General features: G+C 43.4%; 21 protein-coding genes. 15 read left to right on the plus strand and 6 right to left on the minus strand.

The annotated features are described in order from the left end of the window. The first annotated feature begins 119 nt into the window (after nucleotides 1-119). Both RM544_RS14645 and RM544_RS14650 read left to right on the plus strand, forming a co-directional pair. Nucleotides 120-1,736 (plus strand): RNA polymerase sigma factor, encoded by a 1,617-nt coding sequence (locus RM544_RS14645; RefSeq protein WP_311362549.1) that lies wholly within the window; start codon nucleotides 120-122, stop codon nucleotides 1,734-1,736. 136 nt (nucleotides 1,737-1,872) lie between these two features. After that, a complete protein-coding gene (locus RM544_RS14650) occupies nucleotides 1,873-2,664 on the plus strand; it encodes a hypothetical protein (protein WP_311362550.1) in 792 nt (263 codons plus the stop codon). 8 nt (nucleotides 2,665-2,672) lie between these two features. On the opposite strand, the gene acuI is transcribed toward RM544_RS14650, so the two are convergent. After that, a complete protein-coding gene (acuI, locus tag RM544_RS14655; RefSeq protein ID WP_311362551.1) occupies nucleotides 2,673-3,656 on the minus strand; it encodes an acrylyl-CoA reductase (NADPH) in 984 nt (327 codons plus the stop codon). 392 nt (nucleotides 3,657-4,048) lie between these two features. Beyond that, nucleotides 4,049-7,015 carry a TonB-dependent receptor domain-containing protein gene (locus RM544_RS14660; protein WP_311362552.1) on the minus strand — a complete coding sequence of 989 codons (2,967 nt, stop codon included), beginning with the start codon at nucleotides 7,013-7,015 and terminating at the stop codon, nucleotides 4,049-4,051. Between the two features lie 462 nt (nucleotides 7,016-7,477). Here RM544_RS14660 and RM544_RS14665 point away from each other — a divergent pair, with 462 nt between their 5' ends. Both RM544_RS14665 and RM544_RS14670 read left to right on the plus strand, forming a co-directional pair. Continuing rightward, complete coding sequence (locus RM544_RS14665; protein WP_311362553.1) at nucleotides 7,478-8,545, plus strand: sensor histidine kinase; 1,068 nt, start codon at nucleotides 7,478-7,480, stop codon at nucleotides 8,543-8,545. Then, a complete protein-coding gene (locus RM544_RS14670; protein ID WP_311362554.1) occupies nucleotides 8,538-9,293 on the plus strand; it encodes a LytR/AlgR family response regulator transcription factor in 756 nt (251 codons plus the stop codon). Before RM544_RS14665 ends, RM544_RS14670 begins: the two co-directional genes overlap by 8 nt. A 108-nt stretch (nucleotides 9,294-9,401) precedes the next feature. Here RM544_RS14670 and katG read toward each other — a convergent pair whose 3' ends face one another. Beyond that, entirely contained in the window at nucleotides 9,402-11,669 is a 2,268-nt protein-coding gene (gene katG / locus RM544_RS14675; protein ID WP_311362555.1) for a catalase/peroxidase HPI, read from the minus strand. A gap of 507 nt (nucleotides 11,670-12,176) precedes the next feature. On the opposite strand from katG, the gene RM544_RS14680 reads away from it, so the two are divergent. The 6 genes from RM544_RS14680 (at nucleotide 12,177) to RM544_RS14705 (ending at nucleotide 19,461) form a co-directional block, all read left to right on the plus strand. Beyond that, complete coding sequence (locus RM544_RS14680) at nucleotides 12,177-13,433, plus strand: efflux RND transporter periplasmic adaptor subunit (RefSeq protein WP_311362556.1); 1,257 nt, start codon at nucleotides 12,177-12,179, stop codon at nucleotides 13,431-13,433. Between the two features lie 15 nt (nucleotides 13,434-13,448). Then, on the plus strand, nucleotides 13,449-14,174 hold the full coding sequence (locus RM544_RS14685; RefSeq protein WP_311362557.1) for an ABC transporter ATP-binding protein: 726 nt from the start codon (nucleotides 13,449-13,451) through the stop codon (nucleotides 14,172-14,174). A 2-nt stretch (nucleotides 14,175-14,176) separates the two neighbouring features. After that, a complete protein-coding gene (locus tag RM544_RS14690; RefSeq protein ID WP_311362558.1) occupies nucleotides 14,177-15,490 on the plus strand; it encodes an ABC transporter permease in 1,314 nt (437 codons plus the stop codon). 11 nt (nucleotides 15,491-15,501) lie between these two features. Then, a complete protein-coding gene (locus RM544_RS14695; RefSeq protein ID WP_311362559.1) occupies nucleotides 15,502-16,707 on the plus strand; it encodes an ABC transporter permease in 1,206 nt (401 codons plus the stop codon). A 76-nt stretch (nucleotides 16,708-16,783) separates the two neighbouring features. Further along, entirely contained in the window at nucleotides 16,784-18,130 is a 1,347-nt protein-coding gene (locus RM544_RS14700; RefSeq protein WP_311362560.1) for a sigma-54-dependent transcriptional regulator, read from the plus strand. Then, the gene (locus RM544_RS14705; RefSeq protein WP_311362561.1) at nucleotides 18,130-19,461 is read left to right on the plus strand and encodes a sensor histidine kinase; all 1,332 of its coding nucleotides are present in this window, start codon (nucleotides 18,130-18,132) and stop codon (nucleotides 19,459-19,461) included. Before RM544_RS14700 ends, RM544_RS14705 begins: the two co-directional genes overlap by 1 nt. A gap of 12 nt (nucleotides 19,462-19,473) precedes the next feature. On the opposite strand, the gene RM544_RS14710 is transcribed toward RM544_RS14705, so the two are convergent. The 3 genes from RM544_RS14710 to moaB form a co-directional block, all read right to left on the minus strand. Beyond that, nucleotides 19,474-19,734 (minus strand): MoaD/ThiS family protein, encoded by a 261-nt coding sequence (locus RM544_RS14710; protein WP_311362562.1) that lies wholly within the window; start codon nucleotides 19,732-19,734, stop codon nucleotides 19,474-19,476. A gap of 63 nt (nucleotides 19,735-19,797) precedes the next feature. Continuing rightward, the gene (gene moaC / locus RM544_RS14715; protein WP_311362563.1) at nucleotides 19,798-20,277 is read right to left on the minus strand and encodes a cyclic pyranopterin monophosphate synthase MoaC; all 480 of its coding nucleotides are present in this window, start codon (nucleotides 20,275-20,277) and stop codon (nucleotides 19,798-19,800) included. Nucleotides 20,278-20,282: 5 nt separating this feature from the next. After that, entirely contained in the window at nucleotides 20,283-20,807 is a 525-nt protein-coding gene (gene moaB, locus RM544_RS14720; protein ID WP_409220084.1) for a molybdenum cofactor biosynthesis protein B, read from the minus strand. A gap of 198 nt (nucleotides 20,808-21,005) precedes the next feature. On the opposite strand from moaB, the gene RM544_RS14725 reads away from it, so the two are divergent. From RM544_RS14725 to RM544_RS14745, 5 genes are all read left to right on the plus strand, one after another. Then, the gene (locus RM544_RS14725) at nucleotides 21,006-21,623 is read left to right on the plus strand and encodes a tRNA-uridine aminocarboxypropyltransferase (protein WP_311362565.1); all 618 of its coding nucleotides are present in this window, start codon (nucleotides 21,006-21,008) and stop codon (nucleotides 21,621-21,623) included. A 377-nt stretch (nucleotides 21,624-22,000) separates the two neighbouring features. Continuing rightward, a complete protein-coding gene (locus RM544_RS14730) occupies nucleotides 22,001-22,384 on the plus strand; it encodes a MerR family transcriptional regulator (protein WP_311362566.1) in 384 nt (127 codons plus the stop codon). Between the two features lie 77 nt (nucleotides 22,385-22,461). Then, the gene (locus RM544_RS14735; RefSeq protein ID WP_311362567.1) at nucleotides 22,462-22,806 is read left to right on the plus strand and encodes a mercuric transporter MerT family protein; all 345 of its coding nucleotides are present in this window, start codon (nucleotides 22,462-22,464) and stop codon (nucleotides 22,804-22,806) included. 32 nt (nucleotides 22,807-22,838) lie between these two features. After that, nucleotides 22,839-23,114, plus strand: a complete 276-nt coding sequence (merP, locus tag RM544_RS14740; RefSeq protein WP_311362568.1) for a mercury resistance system periplasmic binding protein MerP — start codon at nucleotides 22,839-22,841, stop codon at nucleotides 23,112-23,114. Nucleotides 23,115-23,162: 48 nt separating this feature from the next. Continuing rightward, complete coding sequence (locus tag RM544_RS14745) at nucleotides 23,163-23,375, plus strand: GDCCVxC domain-containing (seleno)protein (RefSeq protein WP_311362569.1); 213 nt, start codon at nucleotides 23,163-23,165, stop codon at nucleotides 23,373-23,375. The last annotated feature ends 264 nt before the right edge of the window (nucleotides 23,376-23,639 follow it).

A 23,639-nucleotide genomic window follows, 5' to 3' on the forward strand; every position in this document is an offset into this window, starting at 1 on the left:
AAGGTGACATGAAAATTTAAAGTTTTAAAAAGAAGTCAAAAATAGGAAATAATTTGTCACTTTTATTTTCTTTATGGCACTTATTGATTAGAAGACCTTCGTTATTAAAATGAGAAAGTATGTTTACACCGCAAAAAGCAATTAATAAGACGGACGATGCCACTTTAGTGTTGATATCTTTAGGTGGCGATCGTGATGCGTTTTGTGAAATTGTGTCGCGCTATCAAAACTTATTATGCTCACTTGCCTTTGCCTCAATTGGCGATATCAAACAAAGCGAAGACCTAGCTCAAGAAGTGTTTATTGAGTCATGGCTAAAATTGCATACCTTACGTGAGCCAGAAAAATTGAAACCTTGGCTGTGCGGAATTCTGCGATTCAAAATCAGCCATTATCTGCGAAAAGAAAAGAACCAACCTGCGACAGGTGCAGAAGATATTGAAGAACAAATATTGACTGATTTTTCTTCGCTCAGTATGGAGAAGTCGGCGATAGAGCAACAAGAACAAGTACTGCTCTGGAATACCTTAAGCAATCTCGACATTATTTACAGAGAACCATTAATTTTGTTTTATCGACAGCAACAGTCAATCGAACGCGTTGCCGATGAACTTGACTTGACGATTGATACAACCAAACAAAGACTCTCTCGTGGCAGAAAGCTATTGAAAACGGCCATGCTAAACTTTGTGGGCACCGCTCTAGATAAAAGCAAACCCGGGGCCGTCTTTACCGCAGGTGTTGCTGCGATGCTAACAGATGTGACTAAATCTGCATCTGCGGCTGCGCTGAGTGCCGGTTCAATGAAAACAGCTTCAACATTTAAGGCCGCAACCTTATTCACACTGTTGGCGTCGTTTTCTGGTCTCATCAGTGCATTTTTTGGTTTACGTGCCGGTCTCTACCAATCAAGAACCGAGAGTGAGAGAAAGTTAACATACAAAGTAGTTGGCTTGTATATGATGTTTGCGCTTATCTGGCTTTCCGGCACTTATGCACTAAAACATATTGCATTGAACCAACCAGATGATGCAATTCTGTATACTCTCTTTGCCCATGCCTTGGTTTTCCTGTTTATTCTTAGTTACTTTTTACTTACCTTCGCAACACTGCATCAAGTCCAAGAGTTAAGGGCTAGGGAACGTATATTTCAACCCGAAGCATTTTACAGGGAAATTGATCAGAAGGATTACAAAAGGCGAGAATACAAAAGTGCACTCAAATTGTTTGGCATTCCATTAATGCACTTTCAATTTGGCACTCCCGAACATGGCGACTCCGCGGCAGTTGGATGGATTGCAGCTGGAAGCAAGGCATATGGCGTCATCTTCGCTTGGGGGCTTATTGCGGTGGCGCCCGTTAGCGTAGGGGTTATTTCAGTAGGTTTTTTTAGTATTGGTGCTGTTAGTCTAGGCCTTCTCAGCTTTGGCGCTGCTGCAATTGGGGGCCTCGCGTTTGGCTCATCCGCAATAGGATATAAAGCCTATGCTTCACTTTCATCTTTAGGTTGGGAAAGCGCTTTTAGCCACGGATTCTCCGTTGCACACGAGGCTGCAATCGGTACATTTGCATACGCACATGAAGTTAATAATGAAATCGCTTATGAAGTTTCTAAGCTGTCTTTGTTTAGTAACGGCACTCACTGGATTTCATTAACAATCGCATTTTTCGTGATTTTACCGGCTTACTTGCATTATAAAAATGTTCGCAAGCGGATGAAAAAAGATGACAAATAGTGATGTTTTAGATGAGTTTTTATCGTTTTAACGCGCGCACGATTATTGCGTTTAGCAAACCTTTTTATATTTTTGTTTATTCATCATTCATCTTTCCCTAGTATGATGTCATAAATGTACTCTGACCCCTTTTTTTATGAAAGCAGTTTTAGTTTTTCTTAGCCTTATATTCTTACACTTAAGCTCTGCGGCTAATGCTGTGCAGGCACTCACGTCTGAGCAATTGAAGTTGATTGGCGAAAAGATTTATTTGAATGAAACAGGCGGTAAAGCAGAGCATTTGGTCGCTTGGAATGATGGTGAATCTTTTGCCAGTCTGGGCATTGGTCATTTTATTTGGTTTCCAGAAAACCTAGAAAGCCCGTTTACCGAAACTTTTCCGGGTTTAATTTCTTATTTTGAATCGCGCGATGTAGCCGTTCCGCAATGGTTGCTTGCCGAGCGAGACTGCCCTTGGCAAACCAAACCGGCATTTTACAACGCACAAAATAGCGAAAAGATGATGTCGCTTCGCAAGCTCATGGCATCCACTTTTGAACAACAGGTCGAGTTCATTTATCAACGCATGCAAGGCGCGCTTGATACCATGTTAAATGAGCTTAACGATCCTGTGGAAAAATCCTTGGTAAACGAGCGATTTAAGGCACTAGCAGAAACTGAAGCCGGCATGTACGCGCTGATAGATTACGTTAACTTCAAAGGGGAAGGCACCGCAGATTCAGAGAAATACCAAGGGCAAGGTTGGGGTTTATTACAAGTATTGCTCGCCATGGAAACAGATAAGAAAAACATTAATCAAGCGTTCACCAAAGCCTGCGGTGACATCCTCACTCGTCGAGTTGAAAATTCACCGCAGCAAGAAGTTGAGCAGCGTTGGTTAGCAGGATGGAAGCGTAGGTGCTCTACCTACTCTTCCTTTCCAAACTAACTTAGAGGTTATGACTTCAGGTCAACGATAACACGCCCTCTCACGTTCCCCGCGAGTAGCTCACCAGCAGTGTTCACCACATCCTCAAGACCAATGACATGACTTATATCGTCAAAGTCACTCGCTTCGAGGAGTTCCGCCAAACGAGACCAAGCTTCTTCGCGATCAGCCAAAGGACGCATCACACTATCAATACCACGTAATGTGATCCCGCGAAGGATAAACGGTGCCACACTAGCTGGAAAATCCATGCCCTGAGCAAGACCACAGGCAGCTACAGTGCCGCCATATTTGGTGCTCGCACACACATTTGCCAAAGTATGACTACCCACTGAATCAACTGCACCTGCCCAACGTTCGCGCGCCATTGGACGGCCTGGTTCAGATAACGCATTGCGATCAATAATGTCACTGGCACCCAAGGCTTTTAAGTACTCGCTTTCTGCGGGTCTTCCCGTAGAAGCAACGACGGTATAACCCAGTTTAGATAGCAACTTTATTGCATAACTTCCTACTCCACCATTTGCGCCGGTGACAAGAATTTCGCCTTTATCTGGCGTCACGCCATCTTTTTCTAAAGCGATCACACATAGCATGGCAGTATAACCCGCTGTACCAACTGCCATGGCTTGTTGTGCTGAAATTCCATGAGGTAATTTAATTAACCAGTCGCTTTTTAAACGTGCTTTTTCTGCCAAACCACCACAATGTACTTCACCCACACCAAAGCCGTTCAGAAGAACTTTGTCACCCACTGCAAACTTAGTATTTTCGCTTGAAGTCACCGTCCCAACCAAATCGATACCAGGGATCATCGGGAATGACCTCACAACTGGACTTTTACCCGTAATCGCCAAACCATCTTTGTAGTTCAGCGTGCTGTAACTCACATCAACACTAACATCACCTTCTGGCAATACTGAATCGTCAATGTCTTGTAATTGTGCTGTGTACTGGTCGTCATCTTTCTGAATCAAAATACCTTTAAACATAAAATCTCCGCTGTGGTTTGAAGAATCACAAGTGTGATCGTTGAGTATAGTTAGTTTATTTCAAACAGCTAATACCACCTTGGTAGCACTCAAGCAAACTGCTGTTATACATAGGTTTTTCCTATTAGCAATCGCTCCTGTCACACTTATCACATCAAATCGACCTTTCATCCCAAAGCACTATTTTTACCCATTCAAACTCGTATGATAAAACTGTTACCTACTTCTAATCCCTAGACACTAGGTACTTGAGAGGGCTAGTTTAGCCCTCTTTTTTTATGCCCTCATTCCAAGTCTGTCTACTCATCGCAACACCTTGAAGACACTAAAATAAAACCATAAAAAACGGAGCTCAATATTGCTATTGGCTCCGTTTTTTGATCTTGAGGGTACTAGAAAGTGAAACTTACGCCCACCTTATAAATGCGCCCTAAAGTATCAAATTGACTTGGGAAAGTATTACCCGAGTTTGCTCGAGTTGCACCAATCTGGTTGCCCAGCACAGGTGGATCTTTCTTCAACATATTGTCGATACCAGCGGTTACTACTGCCCAATCCGTTACGTTGTAGCTAGCGAACAGGTCAAAATAGTCATACGAATCAATCTTTCTGAATGCTTCGAACCTGCCAGCTGCTTCTGGCAACTCCACATCAATTGAGTTGATATGTCTCCACTGCAAGGACACTGTTAACTCGTCCATTGTCCACGTAGTACGCTGTATCCAACGTAAATCTGAAATCGGCGTACAGCTTGTTCCGTAGAAGCCCTTACAATCAATAACTGGTACGTTATCAGAACTTTGAGACTCTTGTGTTAAATACTTATTTATATTCCCTGAGAAATTTAAGTCGCCGTATTCATCAAGGTCAAAACCAACATTAAAGGTAATCTCTAAACCTTCAGCTCTTAAGAACTTCAAGTTACTAGTGAATAAGTTAACACCAGCTGAACTCCCGGTTAGATCTCCTCCAACACGATTTATCTTCGAACATTCACCTTCAAGTCCTTGTATATAGCAAGAATCAAGGACTTCCTGAGCGGAGAAGTTGCCGATAATATCTTTGATATCTATGTCGTAGTAATCGGCTGACACAGTGAAACTTGAGAAAGTGTCAAAGTCTGGAGTCCAAACAAAGCCAGCGGTAGTGGTATCAGCTTCTTCTGGACCAGGCGGGTTTTGAGGGTCGCTACCAGCAAAGGTGTTAATTTGGCCAGAAATAATATCCGGTATAACACCGACTTGTGCAGCAGACATACCTGTTGAAATACAGAGTTGGCGAAGTCTATCGTCAATATTCGTGGCATTCTCAACAGAACAAGGGTCTAAAGTGGCGTTGCTCAAACCTGAAGTTACCGGAGAAGACAATTCCGCAATATTAGGTGCGCGATTAGCACGCTGCTTCATCACTCTTACAAGCAACTCATCAACCGGTCGCCAATTCACGCCATATTTCCATGAATCGGTAGTACCAATAGTGTCGTAGTCTGAGGTTCTAAAGCCAAGTTCCAAATCGATCTTCTCAGCAAATGCGGCACCGTCTACAAGCGGCAATAATGCTTCGAAATAGATGTCTTGTGTACTGTAACCACCTTTAATTGGTAGTAGATTACCACCAGCGCCACCCTGACAACTTGCTGGAGCAAGTTTTAGACATTCATCAGGCTCTAGCAAGCCAGTTTCATTCCGAAATTCGAAACCGAAACTCATCGATAGCGGTGCATCAGCTGTCGGCAACGAAATCGCATCTACCGGACCAGTGAAAACCACGGAGCCAATCTCTTGCTCATACTTTTGTTGTTGAATGGCAATAGCTCTCGCAAAGCCAGCCTGCTCTTCGGTAATCGTACCAAAACCACCAAACAGATCGATAGGCACACAAGTACCACCGGAAGCACATGTTACGCCATCTCGCGTATCAAGCGCTGCTTGAATATTGGGTAAATTTGTATATCCATCACGAACAGTTGTTCGGTTTGATTCACCGTATTGGTAGGACACATCATATTCCCAGCCATCATAAATCTCACCACGTACGCCTAAATTTAACTGCCAGATGTCTGAATCAAATCGTTCAGTTCGTGGGCCAAGTTCCAAGGTTCTTCTGCGCAAGCGCACATTTAAGGAGTCCTCAGAATCTACAACACCATTCGCGTTAGCATCAGTCCAACTGCCGCCATCTACTAAGGAGCCGCCAGCCACTGCATCGTTCGCACCATCTAATATCCATTGTAAAGCTTGGTCGCTAATAAATGGATTATAAAGTGGTAGATCAAATGCAGCGCCGAAAGTACCCGAAGGAGCTACTTGTTGATCAACTGAACTGTTTGAATAATTAAATGACGCATAAACTTCGGCATTGTCATTAATCGTGTAGTGGGCCAAGGCAGTTGCTGAGTATCGTTGCGCTGGTGTTTGATAGAAATTGAACGGGTTGAAGTTAAAACGACTACATTGATCACCCAAGGTTCTGTCGTCTCTAAATTGTCCAGATACGCCGGTACCAATCAGCTCAAAGCGGGTAGGAATTGCGGTTGTTGATCCACTGCCATTCACAAAATCTACAACATTCGGGCCACCACAACCAGCGACGGGTTCAGCTGGCGTTTGCCCTGCAAGAAATTCAGAATAGCCAGCGCCAGTATTTGAGTTAATACCTAGCTGCCCAAGCGGTCTTTGGCCCAATCGAATAGCCTCACGCTCGAACCAAGATATAGATAAAACGGCATTTCCACGATCATCATCAAAATTGGAACCTAAGGTTAAGGCAATGCTGTCTTGATCACCATCCGACTCATCCGTTTGTGAGTGATTCATTGACAACGAAACACCTTCGAAATCTTTCTTTAGGATAACGTTTATTGCGCCTGCTACAGCGTCTGAACCATAAACGGCGGAAGCTCCACCAGTTACCACATCAATTCGCTCAATTAAGGCCGTTGGAATGTTAGTTGTATCGACTTGACCATTAAAGTTAAACGGCACCATTCGCTTGCCCTCTAAAAGAACAAGGTTTCGCTGTGCACCTAGCCCTCGAAGATCAATCGTTGCAGCACCCGCGGTACCGTTATTGGCGTTACTACCATCCGCAGGAATGGTGGAAGGTAATGCTCGTAATACACGCTCAAATTCTGGTGTTTGTGCGAATGTAATTTCTTCTTCGCCGATAGAAATAATTGGACTTGTCGATTCAATACCTGGTGCTCGAATTCGACTGCCAGTAACAGAGATTTTCTCTATGACTTTCTCTTCTGCCTCCGCAGTGTCTTGCGCGCTTGCCGTAGCGATAGTCATGCTTGACATAATACCCACGCAAAGCGCCAGACTGACCGAGTTGGCTAATTTTGACTTTGTAAACATTGGTTTCTCCCCTGAGAACCGCTCACCGATCTAGCTGAAATTGGCGTAGCGATATTTTATTTTTATGTGAGCAAATTGGTTTGCCCAACTCTAAACTAGGCGCAAAGGTACGGTCTCACTAGGCACTATCCACGAAACGACAAAACGATGTGACAAAAGGCATGAATTGCTGGATAAACGGGGGGAACTATTTTTGCTAAACAACAACGTTGTATGAGAAGCCATCTTAGTGATGGACGGAAAACTAAAGATAATCCACTGAATTTAATAACAAATTATTACAATTAGATACAATTTTTAGACATTTCCTTGAAGGCATAAGAATCAAGCCTTGGGGCCAAAGGTATCGAACATAGGGTGAAAAGGGGAGGTGCAAAAGTTGGCTAATTGAATAAAACACGTTTATGGTAATAAAAAGGATAAAAAATAAACAAGTGATTGTGACCTATGACAGAAATGCGAATGCTAAAGTCTCGATACTTTTGGTTGGCCAACAGTGCTTTTTGGGTAGCCGTGTTGGGCATTTTTGTTCATATTCAATATGGCACGGTGCTTGGCACTGCAGAAGAACTGTCTTGGGGAAGAACATGGGTCCTCATGAGCCCTTGGTTTTTAACATGGATACCCGTTACAGCAGTGATCTTCAAAGTAGTGAGTCATAACGCTCGTCGCGACCAACACCTAGCTGCAAAAATTCTGAGTCATGCGGTTTGGGCGGGCTTACTCCTATCGTTTTACTGGCTCTTTTGCAGCTCTATTAGAATACTGCTACGAGATGATAGTCTTAGCGATTTATGGGATGTCTCAACCCATATATTCACTAATAGTGCTCAGCTTGATGTTGCAATATACGTGGGTGTTCTTGTCATTGCTCTTAGTATCAATTTCTACCACAGAGCCATGCAAGAAAGCATGGAACTGCGTCGCGTGCAAAATGATCTAGTACAAGAGCAGCTCAAGGCATTACGGACTCAGCTCAACCCGCACTTCCTATTCAATACCTTAAATACAATCGCTAGTTTGGTTCGATTAAAGAGAGAAAAAGATGCAGTAAGTGCCTTGTCTGAGCTCAGTATGATGCTACGAAAAATATTAGAAAACAAAGAACACACCGATATCAAAGTGAAGGATGAGATCTCGTTTATCCAAAGCTACCTAACCATCCAAAAGATGCGCTTTGCAGACAAATTGAATACCAATATTAGCGTTGAGCCAGACTGTATGGAAATTGAAATACCCAATATGCTTTTACAGCCATTAGTTGAGAACGCAGTGCAACATGGCTCGCAAATGGAATCGAATAGCAACCCTGTCAATTTGAACATCACTCGCAGCGACAATGAGCTTATGTTCGTGTTAACCAATAAGATTTCAAGAGGTGATAAACACGATGGATTTGGCATCGGTTTGTCTACTACGAGGGAACGATTAAACCGCTTGTATCAGAAATTCAGACTAGAGCTAACGCCGCTGAATGACGGTGTGTTTCAAACAATTTTAGCCATACCCATAGGAGCAAAGGATGCTTAATATACTGATCGCAGATGACGAACACTTAGCACGCGAAACCTTAAAACTGTTACTCAGCGAAATTCCATACATCGGCAAAGTGTATGAAGCAAAAGATGGCACTGAAGCCCTTAAAATAGCACATGAAGTCGACCCAGATATTGTCTTGTTAGATGTCGAGATGCCTGGCTATTCTGGTTTGGAATTGGCGAAACATTTACCCGAGCGCAGTACAGTTGTTTTCGCCACCGCATACAATGATTACGCTGTTGAAGCCTTTGAGCTAAGTGCTGCAGATTATATTTTAAAACCTTTTGAAGACGAACGTTTTGAGCTAGCTATAGAGCGTGCTGCAGAGCGCGTTCGGGACAAAGAGTCACAACATTTCCAAAGCCTTCAAGAAGCCTTTCAACAGCTGTTAAGAGAAAGGCAAAGTGAGTACCGAAAGCGTTTAGTGATTAAAGATCCGGGTCGAATTCGTCTAATTGATGTTGAAACGATCAACTATATCGCAGGCGCAGGTAACTACGCGGAAATTCATCTGAACGATGGCAAAACAGTCCTACATCGTGAGACCTTATGTGAGCTAGAAAAGCAACTGGACCCAAGTTTGTTTGTGCGTATTCATCGATCATCGATCGTGCAACGAAAACATGTTGTAGAACTACGCCCAAATGACAAAGGTGATTACTCGGTAATTTTAGATTGTGGTGAAACCTTAACTCTATCCAGACGAAATAGAGCGAAGTTAGATGAATTAACTTGTTGATGCTTCTCCATAAACTCTAGCGGCAGCTATGCTAGCCAAGACCCAAAGTAAAAAGCCACCTTAAATTGAGGTGGCTTTTCTATCAACAATCAAAAATAGTGAGAGCTATTACCGATCTAAGTTCATTACCTTAGTCCAAGCGGCAACAAAATCATCGACAAACTTTTGCTTGGAAGTGTCATAAGCATACACTTCAGCTACAGCACGTAGCTCTGAGTTTGAACCGAAGATCAAATCTACTGAACTGGCTGTCCACTTAGTCTTGCCCGTTTTACGGTCAAGTCCTTCATAAACACCTTCTTGTGACGCTTTTTGCCAAACTGTCGACATGTCCAGCAAATTCACAAAGAAATCATTGCTTAGCGTACCTGGTTTCCCAGTAAGTACACCGTGACTAGCACTGGCATGATTTGCATCTAGCGCACGTAATCCACCTACTAACACTGTCATCTCTGGCACGCTTAGATTTAGCTGGTCGGCTTTATCTACCAGTGCTTCAGTCGGCGATTTATAACTTTCCTCAGCATCGAAGTAGTTTCTAAACCCATCGGCTTGCAATTCGAGTAGGCTGAATGAGTTTTCGTCAGTTTGAGCTTGTGTGGCATCACCACGTCCTGGGTTGAACGGTACATCAACATTGAAACCCGCATCATCAGCAGCTTTCTCTATTGCCGCTGCACCACCTAGTACGATAAGGTCAGCCAAAGACACCTTTTTACTGCCTTTGTTTGTTTTCGCTTGAATGTCTTTAAGTACCTTAATGACTTTCGCCGTTTCAGCCGGGTTGTTTACCGCCCAATCTTTCTGCGGAGCTAAAGCAATACGAGCACCGTTTGCGCCACCGCGCATGTCTGAATGACGATAGCTTGCTGCTGACGCCCAAGCTACTCGAACCAATTCTGACACTGACAAACCTGAATCTAAGATTTGTTTTTTCAGTTTTTTCGCATCATTCGAATTGATCGTTGACTGCGTATCTTCCGATATCGGATCTTGCCAAATCATCACTTCTTTCGGGACTTCTTTACCCAAGAAATTAGCAGGTGGACCCATATCTCTATGCGTTAACTTGTACCAGGCTTTAGCAAAAGCCAATTGATACTCTTTCGGATCAGCTAAGAAACGCTCAGCAATTTTTCTGTACTCAGGGTCAAACTTCAACGCTAAGTCGGCCGTTGTCATCACTGGTGCATTAAACTTACCTTTCACATGTGCGTCTGGCACTGATTTATGCAGTGATTCGTCGGTTGGGATCCACTGAATTGCACCTGCTGGACTGCGTGTTTGCTTCCACTCAAAGTTTAATAAATTGCTTAAGTACAATGACGTCCAACGAGTCGGAGCCTGCGTCCACGCACCTTCTAAGCCACTGGTTACTGTATCTTCAGAGTGACCTTTGCCACATTTGTTCTTCCAGCCTAAGCCTTGCTCTTCGATTGGTGCTGCACCTGGCTCAGGACCTACGCAATCTGCTGGCTTGTGAGCACCGTGCATTTTACCGAAGGTATGGCCACCTGCGATTAACGCGAGCGTTTCTTCATCGTTCATTGCCATGCGGCTAAACGCCACGCGAATGTTTTTCGCGGAACCAAGTGGATCTGGTTTACCACGAGGACCTTCAGGATTTACGTAAATTAGACCCATGTGTGTAGCGCCAAGTGGACGCTGTAATTTACCTTCACGGTCTTCGCGGTCGCTAGCAAGCATTTCAACTTCTGGGCCCCAATACACCATATCAGGCTCCCAATCGTCTGCACGGCCACCAGCAAAACCATAGGTGTCAAAGCCCATGTTCTCTAGAGCAACGTTACCGGCTAAGACCATTAAGTCAGCCCATGAAAGGTTTTCGCCGTACTTTTGTTTGATTGGCCACAGTAAGCGGCGAGCTTTATCGAGGTTACCATTGTCCGGCCAGCTATTTAGCGGGTCGAAACGTTGTTGACCGCCACCTGCGCCGCCGCGCCCATCTAGTGTACGGTAGGTTCCTGCGCTGTGCCATGTCATGCGGATAAAGAATGGGCCGTAGTTGCCAAAGTCAGCAGGCCACCAGTCTTGAGACGTCGTGAGTAGTTTGTCGATGTCTTTCTTTGCAGCATCGTAATCGAGTTCGCTGAATGCTTTAGCATAGTCGAAGTCCGCACCGTAAGGATTGGAACGACCATCTTGATCGCGTAATTGAGAAAGATCGAGTTGGTCTGGCCACCAAAATTGATTCGTTTTTGCTTGGCCATCTCTGACGTTGCCAGTTCCCATGGCACCTTTTGGCTTAGTGATTTCCGCCGTTTCAGCGGCTGTCGACATTGCGGCGCCAGACAAACAAATTGCGCTGACTAATCCTGCAATACATGCTTTTGAAAACAAGTTTTGCTTTTTCATGTTGTTGTTCCTCTTCGTGAACATATGTGTGTTGAACATTAAAAATATCCACTTCATGCCTAACCCGGATTGACGGCAACAGCGGATAGTCCTTTTGGGTTTATTCAAAGCTTTGGAATTGTTTGCTAGCAAAAACAATTCGTGCGCAAATGCTGTGCAAGCAAATTACTGCGCGAGTAAACCGTATGAATCAGTATAGGCAGGAAAATAGATTTATGGTCCTGAATAAAACCGATTGGTGTAATCGGAAAAACTGTCCGGCGCGGACACTACAAGTGTCCGCGGACGCTTAAAAAAGCCACAAAATAAAAATTAAACCAACAAAAACATACACTTAAAAGTTGGCACAAACATCGCTTTATATCATTAAAAATGAACAAAGGATTAAACAAATGTTGGCTTTTTATCTTCTTATAACACCTGTTTGCATCGTCGTTTTTGCTAGCCTTGTTAATCAAATAACACAAATTTTCTCGTGTACAAGTGATAAAAATTGGAGTTTGGATAATGATTAAAGATACCAGCGCTCAAGATGTCATGGTCAGCCCTAAGCGCAATATAACTAAGATCGTCATTTCAATCGCTGTTGTCGCTTTGTTAATTGCATTTGCTGCCAAGGCCTTTATTTTCAACGCCGAAGCTAGCCGCTCATTCGATAGAAGTACTGTACAAGTCGCGACGGTTGAATTGGGTGATTTGATTCGTGATGTCAGTGCAAACGGTAGAATCGTCGCAGCCAATGCGCCTCAAGTTTATAGCCCAGAGCAAGGGTTTGTGGAACTGAAAGTCAATGCAGGCGATAGCGTAAAAGTTGGACAAATCATTGCCGTCGTTGAAAGTCCTGAACTTGCGAACGAACTGCAACAGCAGCGCTCCGAAATGAATAGATTAGAGGGTGAGTTATCTCGCCAAGAGCTTGATTCACGTAGCCAAGCCTTGCAATTAACCAAGCAACTCGATATTGCACAAGTAGACCTCGAAGCGGCTCAGCGCGAAAACCGCAGAGCGCAAGCATCTATTCAAAGTAACTTAATTAGCCAAATTGATTTTGAGAAAGCGGTGGATGACCTTGCTCGGGCGAAACTCACACAGAAACATGCAAAAGAAGAAGTTGCCATCGCAAAAGATAGACTGCAGTTTGAACTTGATAGTGCACGCAGCCGACTTGCTAGACAAAGCCTAGTGGTTGAAGAACTAGAACGAAAGATTGCGCAATTGAACATCGAAGCAAGTGTAAACGGCGTTGTGGGTAACTTGCTTGTCCAAACCAAAGCACTCGTTGCCAAAAACGACGCATTAATGACCTTAGTTGATTTAAGTGCCTACGAAGTAGAACTGAATGTAGCGGAAAGCTATGCAAACGATATTGCGATTGGCATGCCAGTTGAAATCAAGGTATCTGGTAATACGGTCATGGGCACCTTGTCCGCCATTTCTCCAGAAGTGGAAAACAGACAAGTCAAAACACGAGTACGTTTTAATGAAGAATCTGTTGAAGGTATCCGTCAGAACCAGCAGGTTTCCTCACGAATTTTACTCGATAACAAATTACAAGTCGTCAAAGTTAGACGTGGCAGCTTCATGCAATCTGGCGGTTTCGTAGCCTATAAAGTTGATGGTGATATTGCCACCAAAATAAACATTAGCACCGGTGCTAGCAGCATGAGGGAAGTTGAAATCCTCAGCGGTTTGCAACCTAACGACCAAATTATTATTTCAAATTACGACGAATTTAACGGTATCGAACAACTGCGTTTGAACTAAAAAAAGGAATACATCATGTTAAGTATGAAGAATATCAGTAAAGTTTATCAAACAGAAAAAGTCCAAACGCACGCTTTACGCGATTTCAACCTTGAAGTAGAAGAAGGTGAATTTATAGCAGTGACTGGCCCATCAGGTTCAGGTAAAACCACATTCTTGAATATTGCAGGCATGCTTGAACCGTTTACAAGTGGCGAATTCAGCTTAGACGGCGTAGATATCGGTAAGCTTAACGACAACCAAACTGCTGATTTACGAAATCAAAAAATTGGCTTTATTTTCCAAGGCTTTAATCTCATTCCAGATTTGAACCTATATGAAAACATTGAAGTTCCATTGCGATATGCTGGCATAAAGAGAAGTGAGCGCAAACTTCGAATTGAAGAATGTTTAGAAAAAGTAGGCTTAGCTAGCCGCGCAAAACACTTGCCACAACAGCTATCGGGTGGACAACAACAGCGTGTCGCGATTGCGCGGGCTTTAGCGGGTAAACCTCGTTTCTTGCTAGCCGATGAGCCAACCGGTAATTTAGATTCGCTCATGGCGCGTCAAGTCATGGAGCTCTTAGAAAAAATCAATGAAGATGGCTCAACCATTATTATGGTAACGCATGACCCTGAGCTTGCCCGCCGTGCGCCACGCAATATACAGGTTGTTGACGGTCAACTTGCTGACTTCACCATGTATCAAAACAAAACAATTGAAGCGATTGCGGCTTCAGCGCCGGTAGTGGAGGCTTAAGCATGTTTACTCACTATATTGACCTGGCGTGGAGAAGCTTAAAACGCACGCCAATGGTGTCGATTCTCATGGTTTGCGCTATCGCCATTGGTATCGGTATCACCATGACGAGCTTATCGGTTTATCACATGATGTCGATGGATCCGATCCCCTCAAAAAGCGATCAACTTTTTGCGGTCCAACTCAATACCACTGATGAGGGCACTGATTGGTGGACCGAAGACAATATTGCTTTGCAACTGACCTATAAAGACGCGATGTTTCTACATAATCAAGAATCGGCGTTTCGTAAAACAGCCTCAATGAAAGGGATGGCTACCGTTCATATGAACAATGATGAATTGAAGCCTTATTTAGCGGCAACTAGAGTTGTTGGGCATCAGTTTTTTAATATGTTTGAACTAGAGTTTATTTATGGTGGGCCATGGACGATCGAACAAGAACAGCTTGCTGCACCTGTCATCGTTATAGATGAAGAAACGAGTGAAAAGCACTTTGGAAGACCAAACTCAGTGGGTGAGCAAATCTATCTGGATGATAGGTCATATCAAATAGTGGGTGTTACAAAAAACTGGGACATACACACGAAGTACTACGATCTTAACAATGGCGCATTCTCTGGCGTCGAATCAATTTTTCTGCCGATCACCTTGATTGAAGCTCAACAATTAGATAATTCTGGCAATACTAATGGCTGGAAGTTTGAAGAGATAGACAGTTTCGAATCCTATCTTCAATCCGAACTCGTTTGGTTACAGTTTTGGGTCGAGCTCCCCGACCAGCGAACCAAGAAAGACTATGAAAGTTTCCTTTTTGCGTACCTAGAGGAACAAGGAAAGCTAGACCGTTTTGAGCGCAAAACCCCAGAGTACAAGCTAAGGGACGTGAATGAATGGATGGAATACAACAATGTCGTCTCCGAAGATAACAAAGTACTAGTCGGTTTAAGTTTTCTTTTTCTGGCAGTGTGTTTAGCAAATATCTTGGGCTTGTTATTAGGTAAGTTTCTTAAGCGAGCGCCCGAAGTGGGGGTGCGTCGAGCGTTAGGAGCTAATAAGCGCCAGATATTCCTACAACATATTATCGAAGTCTCAATGTTGGGCTTGCTTGGCGGCGCGCTGGGTATTGTGGTGGCTCAGATCGGTTTGTGGGGCGTAAGAACGACAAATCAAGAGTACAACGCATTGGCATCAATGGACCTTAGCATGTTATTGGCAGCGCCAGGCATTGCAATATTGGCCTGTATTCTCGCTGGCTTATATCCAGCTTGGTTAGTCTGCAGAACGCAGCCAGCTATTTACTTGAAAACCCAATAGGAGCAACAATCATGTCAGAAATTATCCCTATTTTTCGTGCTCTACTTCGCTCAAAAGCGGGGGCACTCATGTTGCTCATACAAATTGCCATTACCACGGCCATTGTAAGCAATGCCGCATTTATTATTAACGATCGTATTCAATACTTAAACACTGAAACGGGTTACCCCGAGAAAGAAATTTTTTCGTTTTCGATTAGTAGCTTTGGTGAAATTAATGATCTTTCGGTTATGTTAGAGCAAACCGAAGAAACAATACGGAATATACCAGGAGTAATAAATGCAAGCCTCGTGAACGCAGTGCCTGTCTCTGGCAGCGGTTCCGCCTCTACATTTGGTTCACAGCCTAGTAGTGAACGAGGTGAAGAGATAAGAGCGGCCTACTTTACTGGCGATGAGCATATACTCAACACGCTCGGCCTTAGTGTGTTTGACGGGCGCAACTTTGAGAAAAATGAGGTTGTTGTTGGCACCGATAGGAATGCGGTAGCCCAAGTTGCTATTGTAAGCAAAGCTTTTATTGACCAAAAATTTCCTGAAGGCAACGGTTTAGGACAAACTATTTATTTTGGAAATGACCCATTAAAAATTGTGGGTGTTGTTGAAGAAATGGTTGGTCCTTGGCTGAAGGACAATCAAGCACAAAACGTGGTTATTATGCCCATTGCGCGAGCGGACAAGCAGCAAAAGTTCATTGTTCGCGCTGAAGCCGATCAACGTGCTGCTGTAATGCGCCAGATAGATGATATATTACTAGCAGAGCACAACAAGCGGGTGATCATGTTTAAACGTGGCATGGATGAAGCTAAAGACAATTACAATGCCTCTGATATCCTGATGCTGCGAATGCTTGTGGTATTAATTGTCGTGCTCGTATTAGTAACAGCGTTGGGCATATTCGGTATGACCTTGTTTAATATTAATAAGCGTACCAAGCAGATTGGAACACGTAGAGCTTTGGGTGCGAGAAAATCAGCAATCGTGAAGTACTTTTTAACTGAAAACAGTATCATTTGTATTAGCGGAATGCTTATAGGTTCAGTCGCTGCCGTCTTTTTAGGTAATTCATTGATGACACGCTTTTCTATCCCGGCTTTGGATATAAATTATATCCTCACCACTGCAGTGTTCGTTTTAGTGATAAGCTTGGTTTCTGTTATTTTTCCGGCGATACGCGCTGCGAACATAGCTCCGAGTATAGCGACGCGTAGTATTTGATCTGGCATATTTAGTCGGGCACATTTAATCGGGCATATTGTCCCACTGAAAGTCATAAAACAAGAGTGGTAAACACATGGATAAGATTCTGATTGTTGACGATACACCCGCTGTACTTCAGGCCCTGTCGTTACTGTTAGAAATCCATGGCTACGAAGTGATTACAACAACGTCTCCGGCGGAGGCTTTAAAGTATGTCGATCAGTTGCGAGTGTCTTTGGTCATTCAAGATATGAACTTTACTCGCGACACTACGTCTGGCGAAGAAGGCAAAGGTTTATTCTTCGCCATGCGTGAGCTTAACCCTCACTTGCCCGTGATTCTGATCACAGCATGGACGGATCTTGAGCAGGCGGTTGAATTGGTCAAAGCGGGAGCGGTGGATTACATCGCTAAGCCTTGGGACGACCAAAAGTTAATCAATACAATCGCCAACCTTGTTGCCCTAGGCAAAGCCAATCAAGCCTCAGAAAAGCTACAACGCCAAAAAGAAGCCTTAGAAGGTAGTAAAACATCTGCACAAAACGTTGGTTTAGTCTACGCTAGCGCCGGTATGCAGCGTGTCGTCGACATGGCTGTGCAGGTTGCCAAGTCTGACATATCTGTATTGATAACGGGTGCTAACGGTAGCGGCAAAGAAAAAATAGCCGAACTCATACAAGCTAACTCACCACTCTATGAAGCCCCATTTATCAAAGTTAATTGTGGTGCATTGCCCGCCGATTTAATCGAGGCCGAATTGTTTGGCGCAGAGGCGGGTGCTTATACTGGTGCGAACAAAATGCGGGTTGGCCTATTTGAAGCGGCGAATGGCGGCACGCTGTTTTTAGATGAAATCGGTAATTTGCCATACTCTGGCCAAACGAAGCTGTTGCGAGTATTGCAGACCGGTGAATTTCAACGCTTAGGCTCGGTGAATACCTTACACACCAAAGTGAGAGTGATATCCGCTACAAATTCAAACTTAGTTGATGCAATCGCAAGCGGTGAATTCAGAGAAGATTTATATTATCGCCTAAACGTTATCGAACTATCCCTTCCGTCGCTTAGTGAAAGAATTGACGACATTATGCCCTTGGTAAACCACTTTTTAGGCGACCGCGAAGTCAGTTTGGCTGCCGAAAATACACTGCGCCAACACCCTTGGAATGGCAATGTTCGGGAACTAGAAAATGCATGTAAACGAGTCGCTGTACTAAAACCTGTAGGTGTAATAGAAGCGCAAGATTTTGCGCTAATGGATACTGCGGGTAAGCAGCAGAGCAAGAATGACGTCACTAAAAACGCAATTGAGCCAAGCAAACAAGAACTCGAAGATGCGATGCGAGAATACCAAGGTGTCGTCGCCAAAGTTGCGCGTCATTTTGGCTTAAGCCGACAAGCATTATATCGCAGACTGGATAAGCACGGAGTTGCCTATTAATGCGCATAAATACCTTGCCTCGAATTTATATCGTCGTTGCGTGCATCAGTCTACTAGCGACACTTCCTTTACTCTTTCTCAGCCCATTAAGCTTACCAGGTAAGATTGTTGTCGTCATTGCCACCGTCTTGATTGCCATGGCTGCGACTCGTTATTTATTGAGAGATTTAAAAGAGGGTTTAAGCGCATTAGAAACCGGTTTACTCAACCTAAAAGACGGCGAATTTTCAAGTACCTTAGCTTACAAAAAAAGTGACGAAATTGGTCATCTTTGTGATTTGTACAACGACACCGCCATGCAGCTTCGCGCTGAAAAGCATTGGCTTTATCAGCGTGAATTACTTCTGGATAAAGTGACTCAAAGCTCACCTGAAGTACTCTTTTTAGTCAACGACCAACAGCAAATCATCTTTAGCAATATCGCCGCTAGACAGTTTTTCCAAAGCCCAAAAGGTTTAGATGGCAGCATGCTTTCAGCATTGGTCGATGGGGCCCCTCAGGGCGCAGCTGAAGCCATAAAAGCAAGAAAGGAAGGCCTATTTACCTTGCTACCTAGCGACAGCGAACCACAAACGTGGCATATGTCGACAGGTCATTTCTTGTTAAACAATCAAGCTCATACTTTATATATTTTAAAGCAAATGACACGCGAGTTAAGCCGCCAAGAAGTGGCGGTTTGGAAAAAAGTTATCCGCGTTATCAGTCACGAGTTAAACAACTCTCTCGGCCCAATTTCTTCTATGCTTCATAGCGGCAAAATATTAAGTGAGCAACTTAACGAAGAAAAGTTGGGGCGTGTTTTTGAAACCATCGATGACCGTATCAAGCATCTCAGTGATTTTGTTCAGGGCTATGGTAAATTTGCCAAGCTACCTGAACCGAAGATTGAAGCGATTAACTGGCAAGCGTTGATAGAAGAATTATCCCAGCAATGGCAATTTAGCTACTTGGAAAGAGGCATCGATGACTCACATAGTGTAGCCCCCACAAATCTCAGTATTCACGCGGACCAAGTACAAATTGAACAGTTGCTGATTAACTTGCTTAAGAATGCACATGAGTCTGGCTCTGCAGCGGATCAAGTTGTTATAGAAGTGGAGCTTCGTGGTACTGAGGTAATCATACTGGTACTCGACCGCGGAGAAGGCATTTCCGACAATGTAATGAGCAACGCGCTCATTCCTTTTTATTCAACTAAACCCAGCGGCAGCGGTTTAGGCCTAGCCTTATGTAGAGAAATTATCGACGCCCATCACGGCCAAATCGGCCTGTATAATCGCGATGAAGGAGGCTTAGCGGTTAGAGTGTCTTTGCCGCGGTTGATTGGCTAGCGCCAAACAATCTTAACCGCCAGTAACCGCTGGAAAGAAGGCTATTTCATCGCTATCTTTAATAACTGTATCGCGCGAACTCATGGTTTGATTAACCGCGACAAGTAAATGCTCGGCGCTTAATAGTTGCCACTTTTCGTCATCTTTTATCATGCCGGTGACCAACTCTGTCACTGTCGCACTGGTTTCGCCAGTCATCTCGTGAATGGATACAGCGACTTCAGACGTGTGAAGTTGCTCTCTCACCGAAGCAAAAAATTTAACGGTCGCCACAATCTGTACTCCTCATTTTTGTCTCAGTTATAGAAAGCGTCATGTGCCAACTTAAGGCCCAAACTACGCATACTTGTTTCCTGATTTACCACCTTCCTTGTGTATCACTTGTGTGCCTTCTATCCGCATGAAGGGGTCGACAGCTTTGCACATATCAAAAAGTGTTAATAGGGCAACAGAAACCGCCGTTAATGCCTCCATTTCAACACCCGTCTTGCCTGATAGCTGGCAAAGTGCCTCAACACGAATGCGCTTCTTTTCGGCTTGAATATCAAAATCGACAGACACTTTGGTCAATGCTAAAGGGTGGCAAAGCGGAATTAAGTCAGCACATCTTTTCGCACCTTGGATCCCTGCTATTCTTGCCACTGATAAGACATCACCTTTTGCGTTTGTGTTATCTTGCACTTGCGCCATAGCTTCGTCATTCAGATAGATAAAACCCTCTGCGACAGCCACACGTTTGGTCACGGCCTTGTCAGTAACATCGACCATATTCGCGTTGCCTTTTTGGTCCACATGAGAAAGGGTATTTTTAGTCATTTCGCTTATACCTTCGTCCATTTCTCAGTGAGATGGCCCACAAAATTACAAGGCCTGTAAGTACTATCGAGCTGCTTACCAATGATGTTATTCCAAGCTGTTTTGCACGCGCCTGTTGAGCCTGGTACACAAAAGATGACTGTGTTATTTGCTAAGCCCGCAAGCGCTCGAGATTGTATGGTAGAGACGCCAATCTCTTCCAAAGAAATCGCTCTGAATACTTCACCAAAACCTTCGACATGCTTGTCGAAAAGCACAGACATAGCTTCAGGTGTTGAATCGCGACCAGAAAAACCGGTACCGCCAGTCGTGATAATGGCGTGGATATTTTCGTTAGCGATCCAGTCAGAGGCTATCGCTCGAATTTGATATACATCGTCTTTCACTATTTGATGGCTGTGTACTGTGTGCCCAGCATCTTCGATAGCGCTTGCAAGGTAGTTGCCCGAGGTATCATTTTCCGCCGTGCGGGTATCAGATATCGTTAAAACCGCGACATTTAAAAAAGTTTTTTCTTTGGATGCAGTCATAGCACTCATTGTTGATATTAATTAAGGGAGTACTCATAGACTAAATTGCGCGTGCTCTTTTCTCAACGCTTTTATTCTTTTTTCTGCTGGCCAGTTTGAATTCATTAATGATAAATCAAAGAGATAGTCTTAAACTTGCTCAAGCTTTAGTATACTTGATGAAATTCGTCATCCGGATTCACTACATAGGGAGAGGTTTTGTCAAAACGTGCGGTCTGCTTAACGTGCCACTATCCTCAATCGACCTGCGTGTGCTCGGCTGTAAAAGAATGTAATAATCAGCACGACATTCTTGTTGTTCAGCACCCAAGTGAGGCAAAGAATGCTAAAAATACCGTTCGTTTGTTAAGCTTAAGTCTGAATAAATTAACCGTCATATCTAGCGCCGATGAAGAAGCGATGCTAACACTGAAAGCGACTTGCTTGAATGCAAAGCAAGGGATCTACTTTGTGTTTCCGAATGCTGAAAGCCAAAGCTTTGAAACGGAAGTATCTAAACGCAAAAAGGATATGTGTGTTAGCGCCAACTTACACAAAAAAACAGAACAAGAAAAACAAACATTCATTTTCATCGATGCTACATGGCGAAAAGCTAAGCGCATTTGGTTAGAAAATCCGTGGATGGATTTTTGCAAAAGTCTACACTTCGACGAGCAAATAGACAGCCTTTATCACATCCGAAAGACCAGCATCGACAATGGCTTATCGACCCTAGAGGCCGTTGCCTATGTATTGCAGAAAAGCGAAGAGATTGACGTCGCCCCCTTACTCAGCCTATTTGAGCATATGCAGTCGTTTTGGCTGCAACGTAGATGAGAGCGAAAATAACTCTTTTAGTTGCTGCTACAAGATTAGATTTTATGGCTATTTGCATTCTAAGGTTGGAAAGTACCTTTTTTGAGTTGTATCTATAAAGCTAGCATTGGTTGGAACGAGGTTGGCAACCGACTCCTATGACGCAGTAACCGGACGGTCGTTTTGGTGCATAAACTGTCATTAGATTTTCACTGTATTTGCTGTTTTAGTGTAATTACCAAGGAATAGTGTCGGTCTAATTACCGAGCGAATTTGACGTAATTCAGGTAACAGTTAGTTTTGTCTACTTCAATAAATATGCAAATATTTCTTTTGAAGCATGAGTTAATTAGACGTTTTGTATATTATTGAATTAACCAAAATATTTAAGGTAGCCAATGTATACAATTAGTAAACTCGCCAAAGCGGCAAATGTTGGTATAGAGACCATTCGTTTCTATGAACGCAAAGGCTTACTTGAACAACCCATCAAACCAATTCAGGGATACAGGCAATATACAGAACAAGCACTTTCAAGAGTATTGTTCATCAAGCGTGCACAGTATTTAGGTTTTACGTTGGCGGAAATATCATCATTATTAATATTAAGTGCTAGTAATTGTGAAGATGTTCAGCAACTCGCTGAACAAAAGCTCGCAGTAATTGAAGATAAGTTAAGAGATTTGCTTAACCTTAAAGACAGCCTTGTCTCACTCGTTTCAGACTGTAAAAATAATCCAAGTGATAAAGAGTGCCCGATAATTAGGTCACTCCAACCTTAAAATGACACATCACTTGACTCCGTACCCATATACGGAGTTTATACTGTGCTTAAAAGAATAGTGTAATAAACCTAAATATGGCAAAAAGTAGTCAACTATCAATCTTAGGCGGGCTCGCCGCAGCGATCGGTGCCAGTGCCTGCTGTGCTGGGCCACTTATTTTGCTGTTATTGGGTATAAGTGGTTCATGGATTAGTCATTTAACACTCTTAGACCCTTATCGTCCTATTTTTATATTCGTGGTTGTAGTTTTATTTGGCTTTGCTGGGTGGAGGATACATCAGCCTGTTGAAAACTGTGCGGATGATGAGGTTTGTGCAGTCCCAAAAGTAAGAACACGACGAAAAGCAGTATTTTGGTTTACCACACTGTTAGCGTTTGTTTTTGTTACTAGTAACTACTGGATCATGTGGGTCGTATAGGTGCTATCACTTAACTCTAATTGGAGAGAAAAATGAAGAAGTTATTGATTACAACATTATTATTGATAAGCAGTTCGGTGTCGTTTGGGAAAGTTGTAACTGTTACGTTAGAAGTTCCGTCCATGGATTGTATAACGTGCCCGATAACAGTAGAAAAAGCACTTGAGCGCGTTAAAGGCGTAAAACAAGTGGAAGTGACATTTGAAAATAAACTTGCTGTTGTAACATTTGACGATGAGATAACAAATACTGATGCACTAACAAAGGCTACAAAGAATGCCGGTTATCCTTCATTAGTGAAGTCGTAGGCCATCACTAGTTGCGCGATATTGAAATCCTCAAAGGAACACAAAACTATGGCAAAAATAGAACTCTCGTCGACGATTACTTGTCCACATTGCAATTACAGCCAGCAAGAAGAAATGCCAACCACTGCATGCCAATTTTTTTATGAATGCAATAAATGTAAAACACTGCTAAAGCCTCTAAGCGGCGACTGCTGCGTTTACTGCTCATATGGAACAGTGAAATGCCCTCCAATTCAAGAGGGCAACAGTTGTTGTAATTAAAAAGTAGTCAGTTGAACAACTGGTTATTTTCATTCTGATTCATGCAAAGCTTGTAACATATAAACTCTCAGTGCAATTGTATTTATATCATTTCTAAGCCCCATACTACGTAAGCTTTTCGAGCTGCCATCAATGCCTAAAGCTTTAATTTGCGATATCGCAACCTTCTGCTAACCGAGGTGAGGATTCGGCCTCTAGTGGTTCTGACCCTTCGAAACAAATATCTTGACGACGGTGTTATTCAACGTTATGAGTCGAGTAGTG

The organism is Brumicola blandensis, assembly GCF_031846165.1.
Lineage (GTDB): Bacteria > Pseudomonadota > Gammaproteobacteria > Enterobacterales > Alteromonadaceae > Glaciecola > Glaciecola blandensis.

What these genes read in the sequence shown, in the direction of transcription:
- RM544_RS14685 (WP_311362557.1), top strand. Translation starts at nt 13,449, where the DNA reads ATGTTAAGTATGAAGAATATCAGTAAAGTTTATCAAACAGAAAAAGTC.
- RM544_RS14695 (WP_311362559.1), top strand. Translation starts at nt 15,502, where the DNA reads ATGTCAGAAATTATCCCTATTTTTCGTGCTCTACTTCGCTCAAAAGCG.
- RM544_RS14680 (WP_311362556.1), top strand. Translation starts at nt 12,177, where the DNA reads ATGATTAAAGATACCAGCGCTCAAGATGTCATGGTCAGCCCTAAGCGC.
- RM544_RS14735 (WP_311362567.1), top strand. Translation starts at nt 22,462, where the DNA reads ATGGCAAAAAGTAGTCAACTATCAATCTTAGGCGGGCTCGCCGCAGCG.
- RM544_RS14690 (WP_311362558.1), top strand. Translation starts at nt 14,177, where the DNA reads ATGTTTACTCACTATATTGACCTGGCGTGGAGAAGCTTAAAACGCACG.
- RM544_RS14650 (WP_311362550.1), top strand. Translation starts at nt 1,873, where the DNA reads ATGAAAGCAGTTTTAGTTTTTCTTAGCCTTATATTCTTACACTTAAGC.
- moaB (WP_409220084.1), bottom strand. Translation starts at nt 20,807, where the DNA reads ATGACTGCATCCAAAGAAAAAACTTTTTTAAATGTCGCGGTTTTAACG.
- moaC (WP_311362563.1), bottom strand. Translation starts at nt 20,277, where the DNA reads ATGACTAAAAATACCCTTTCTCATGTGGACCAAAAAGGCAACGCGAAT.
- RM544_RS14705 (WP_311362561.1), top strand. Translation starts at nt 18,130, where the DNA reads ATGCGCATAAATACCTTGCCTCGAATTTATATCGTCGTTGCGTGCATC.
- acuI (WP_311362551.1), bottom strand. Translation starts at nt 3,656, where the DNA reads ATGTTTAAAGGTATTTTGATTCAGAAAGATGACGACCAGTACACAGCA.
- RM544_RS14665 (WP_311362553.1), top strand. Translation starts at nt 7,478, where the DNA reads ATGCTAAAGTCTCGATACTTTTGGTTGGCCAACAGTGCTTTTTGGGTA.
- RM544_RS14730 (WP_311362566.1), top strand. Translation starts at nt 22,001, where the DNA reads ATGTATACAATTAGTAAACTCGCCAAAGCGGCAAATGTTGGTATAGAG.
- katG (WP_311362555.1), bottom strand. Translation starts at nt 11,669, where the DNA reads ATGAAAAAGCAAAACTTGTTTTCAAAAGCATGTATTGCAGGATTAGTC.
- RM544_RS14700 (WP_311362560.1), top strand. Translation starts at nt 16,784, where the DNA reads ATGGATAAGATTCTGATTGTTGACGATACACCCGCTGTACTTCAGGCC.
- merP (WP_311362568.1), top strand. Translation starts at nt 22,839, where the DNA reads ATGAAGAAGTTATTGATTACAACATTATTATTGATAAGCAGTTCGGTG.
- RM544_RS14645 (WP_311362549.1), top strand. Translation starts at nt 120, where the DNA reads ATGTTTACACCGCAAAAAGCAATTAATAAGACGGACGATGCCACTTTA.
- RM544_RS14745 (WP_311362569.1), top strand. Translation starts at nt 23,163, where the DNA reads ATGGCAAAAATAGAACTCTCGTCGACGATTACTTGTCCACATTGCAAT.
- RM544_RS14670 (WP_311362554.1), top strand. Translation starts at nt 8,538, where the DNA reads ATGCTTAATATACTGATCGCAGATGACGAACACTTAGCACGCGAAACC.
- RM544_RS14660 (WP_311362552.1), bottom strand. Translation starts at nt 7,015, where the DNA reads ATGTTTACAAAGTCAAAATTAGCCAACTCGGTCAGTCTGGCGCTTTGC.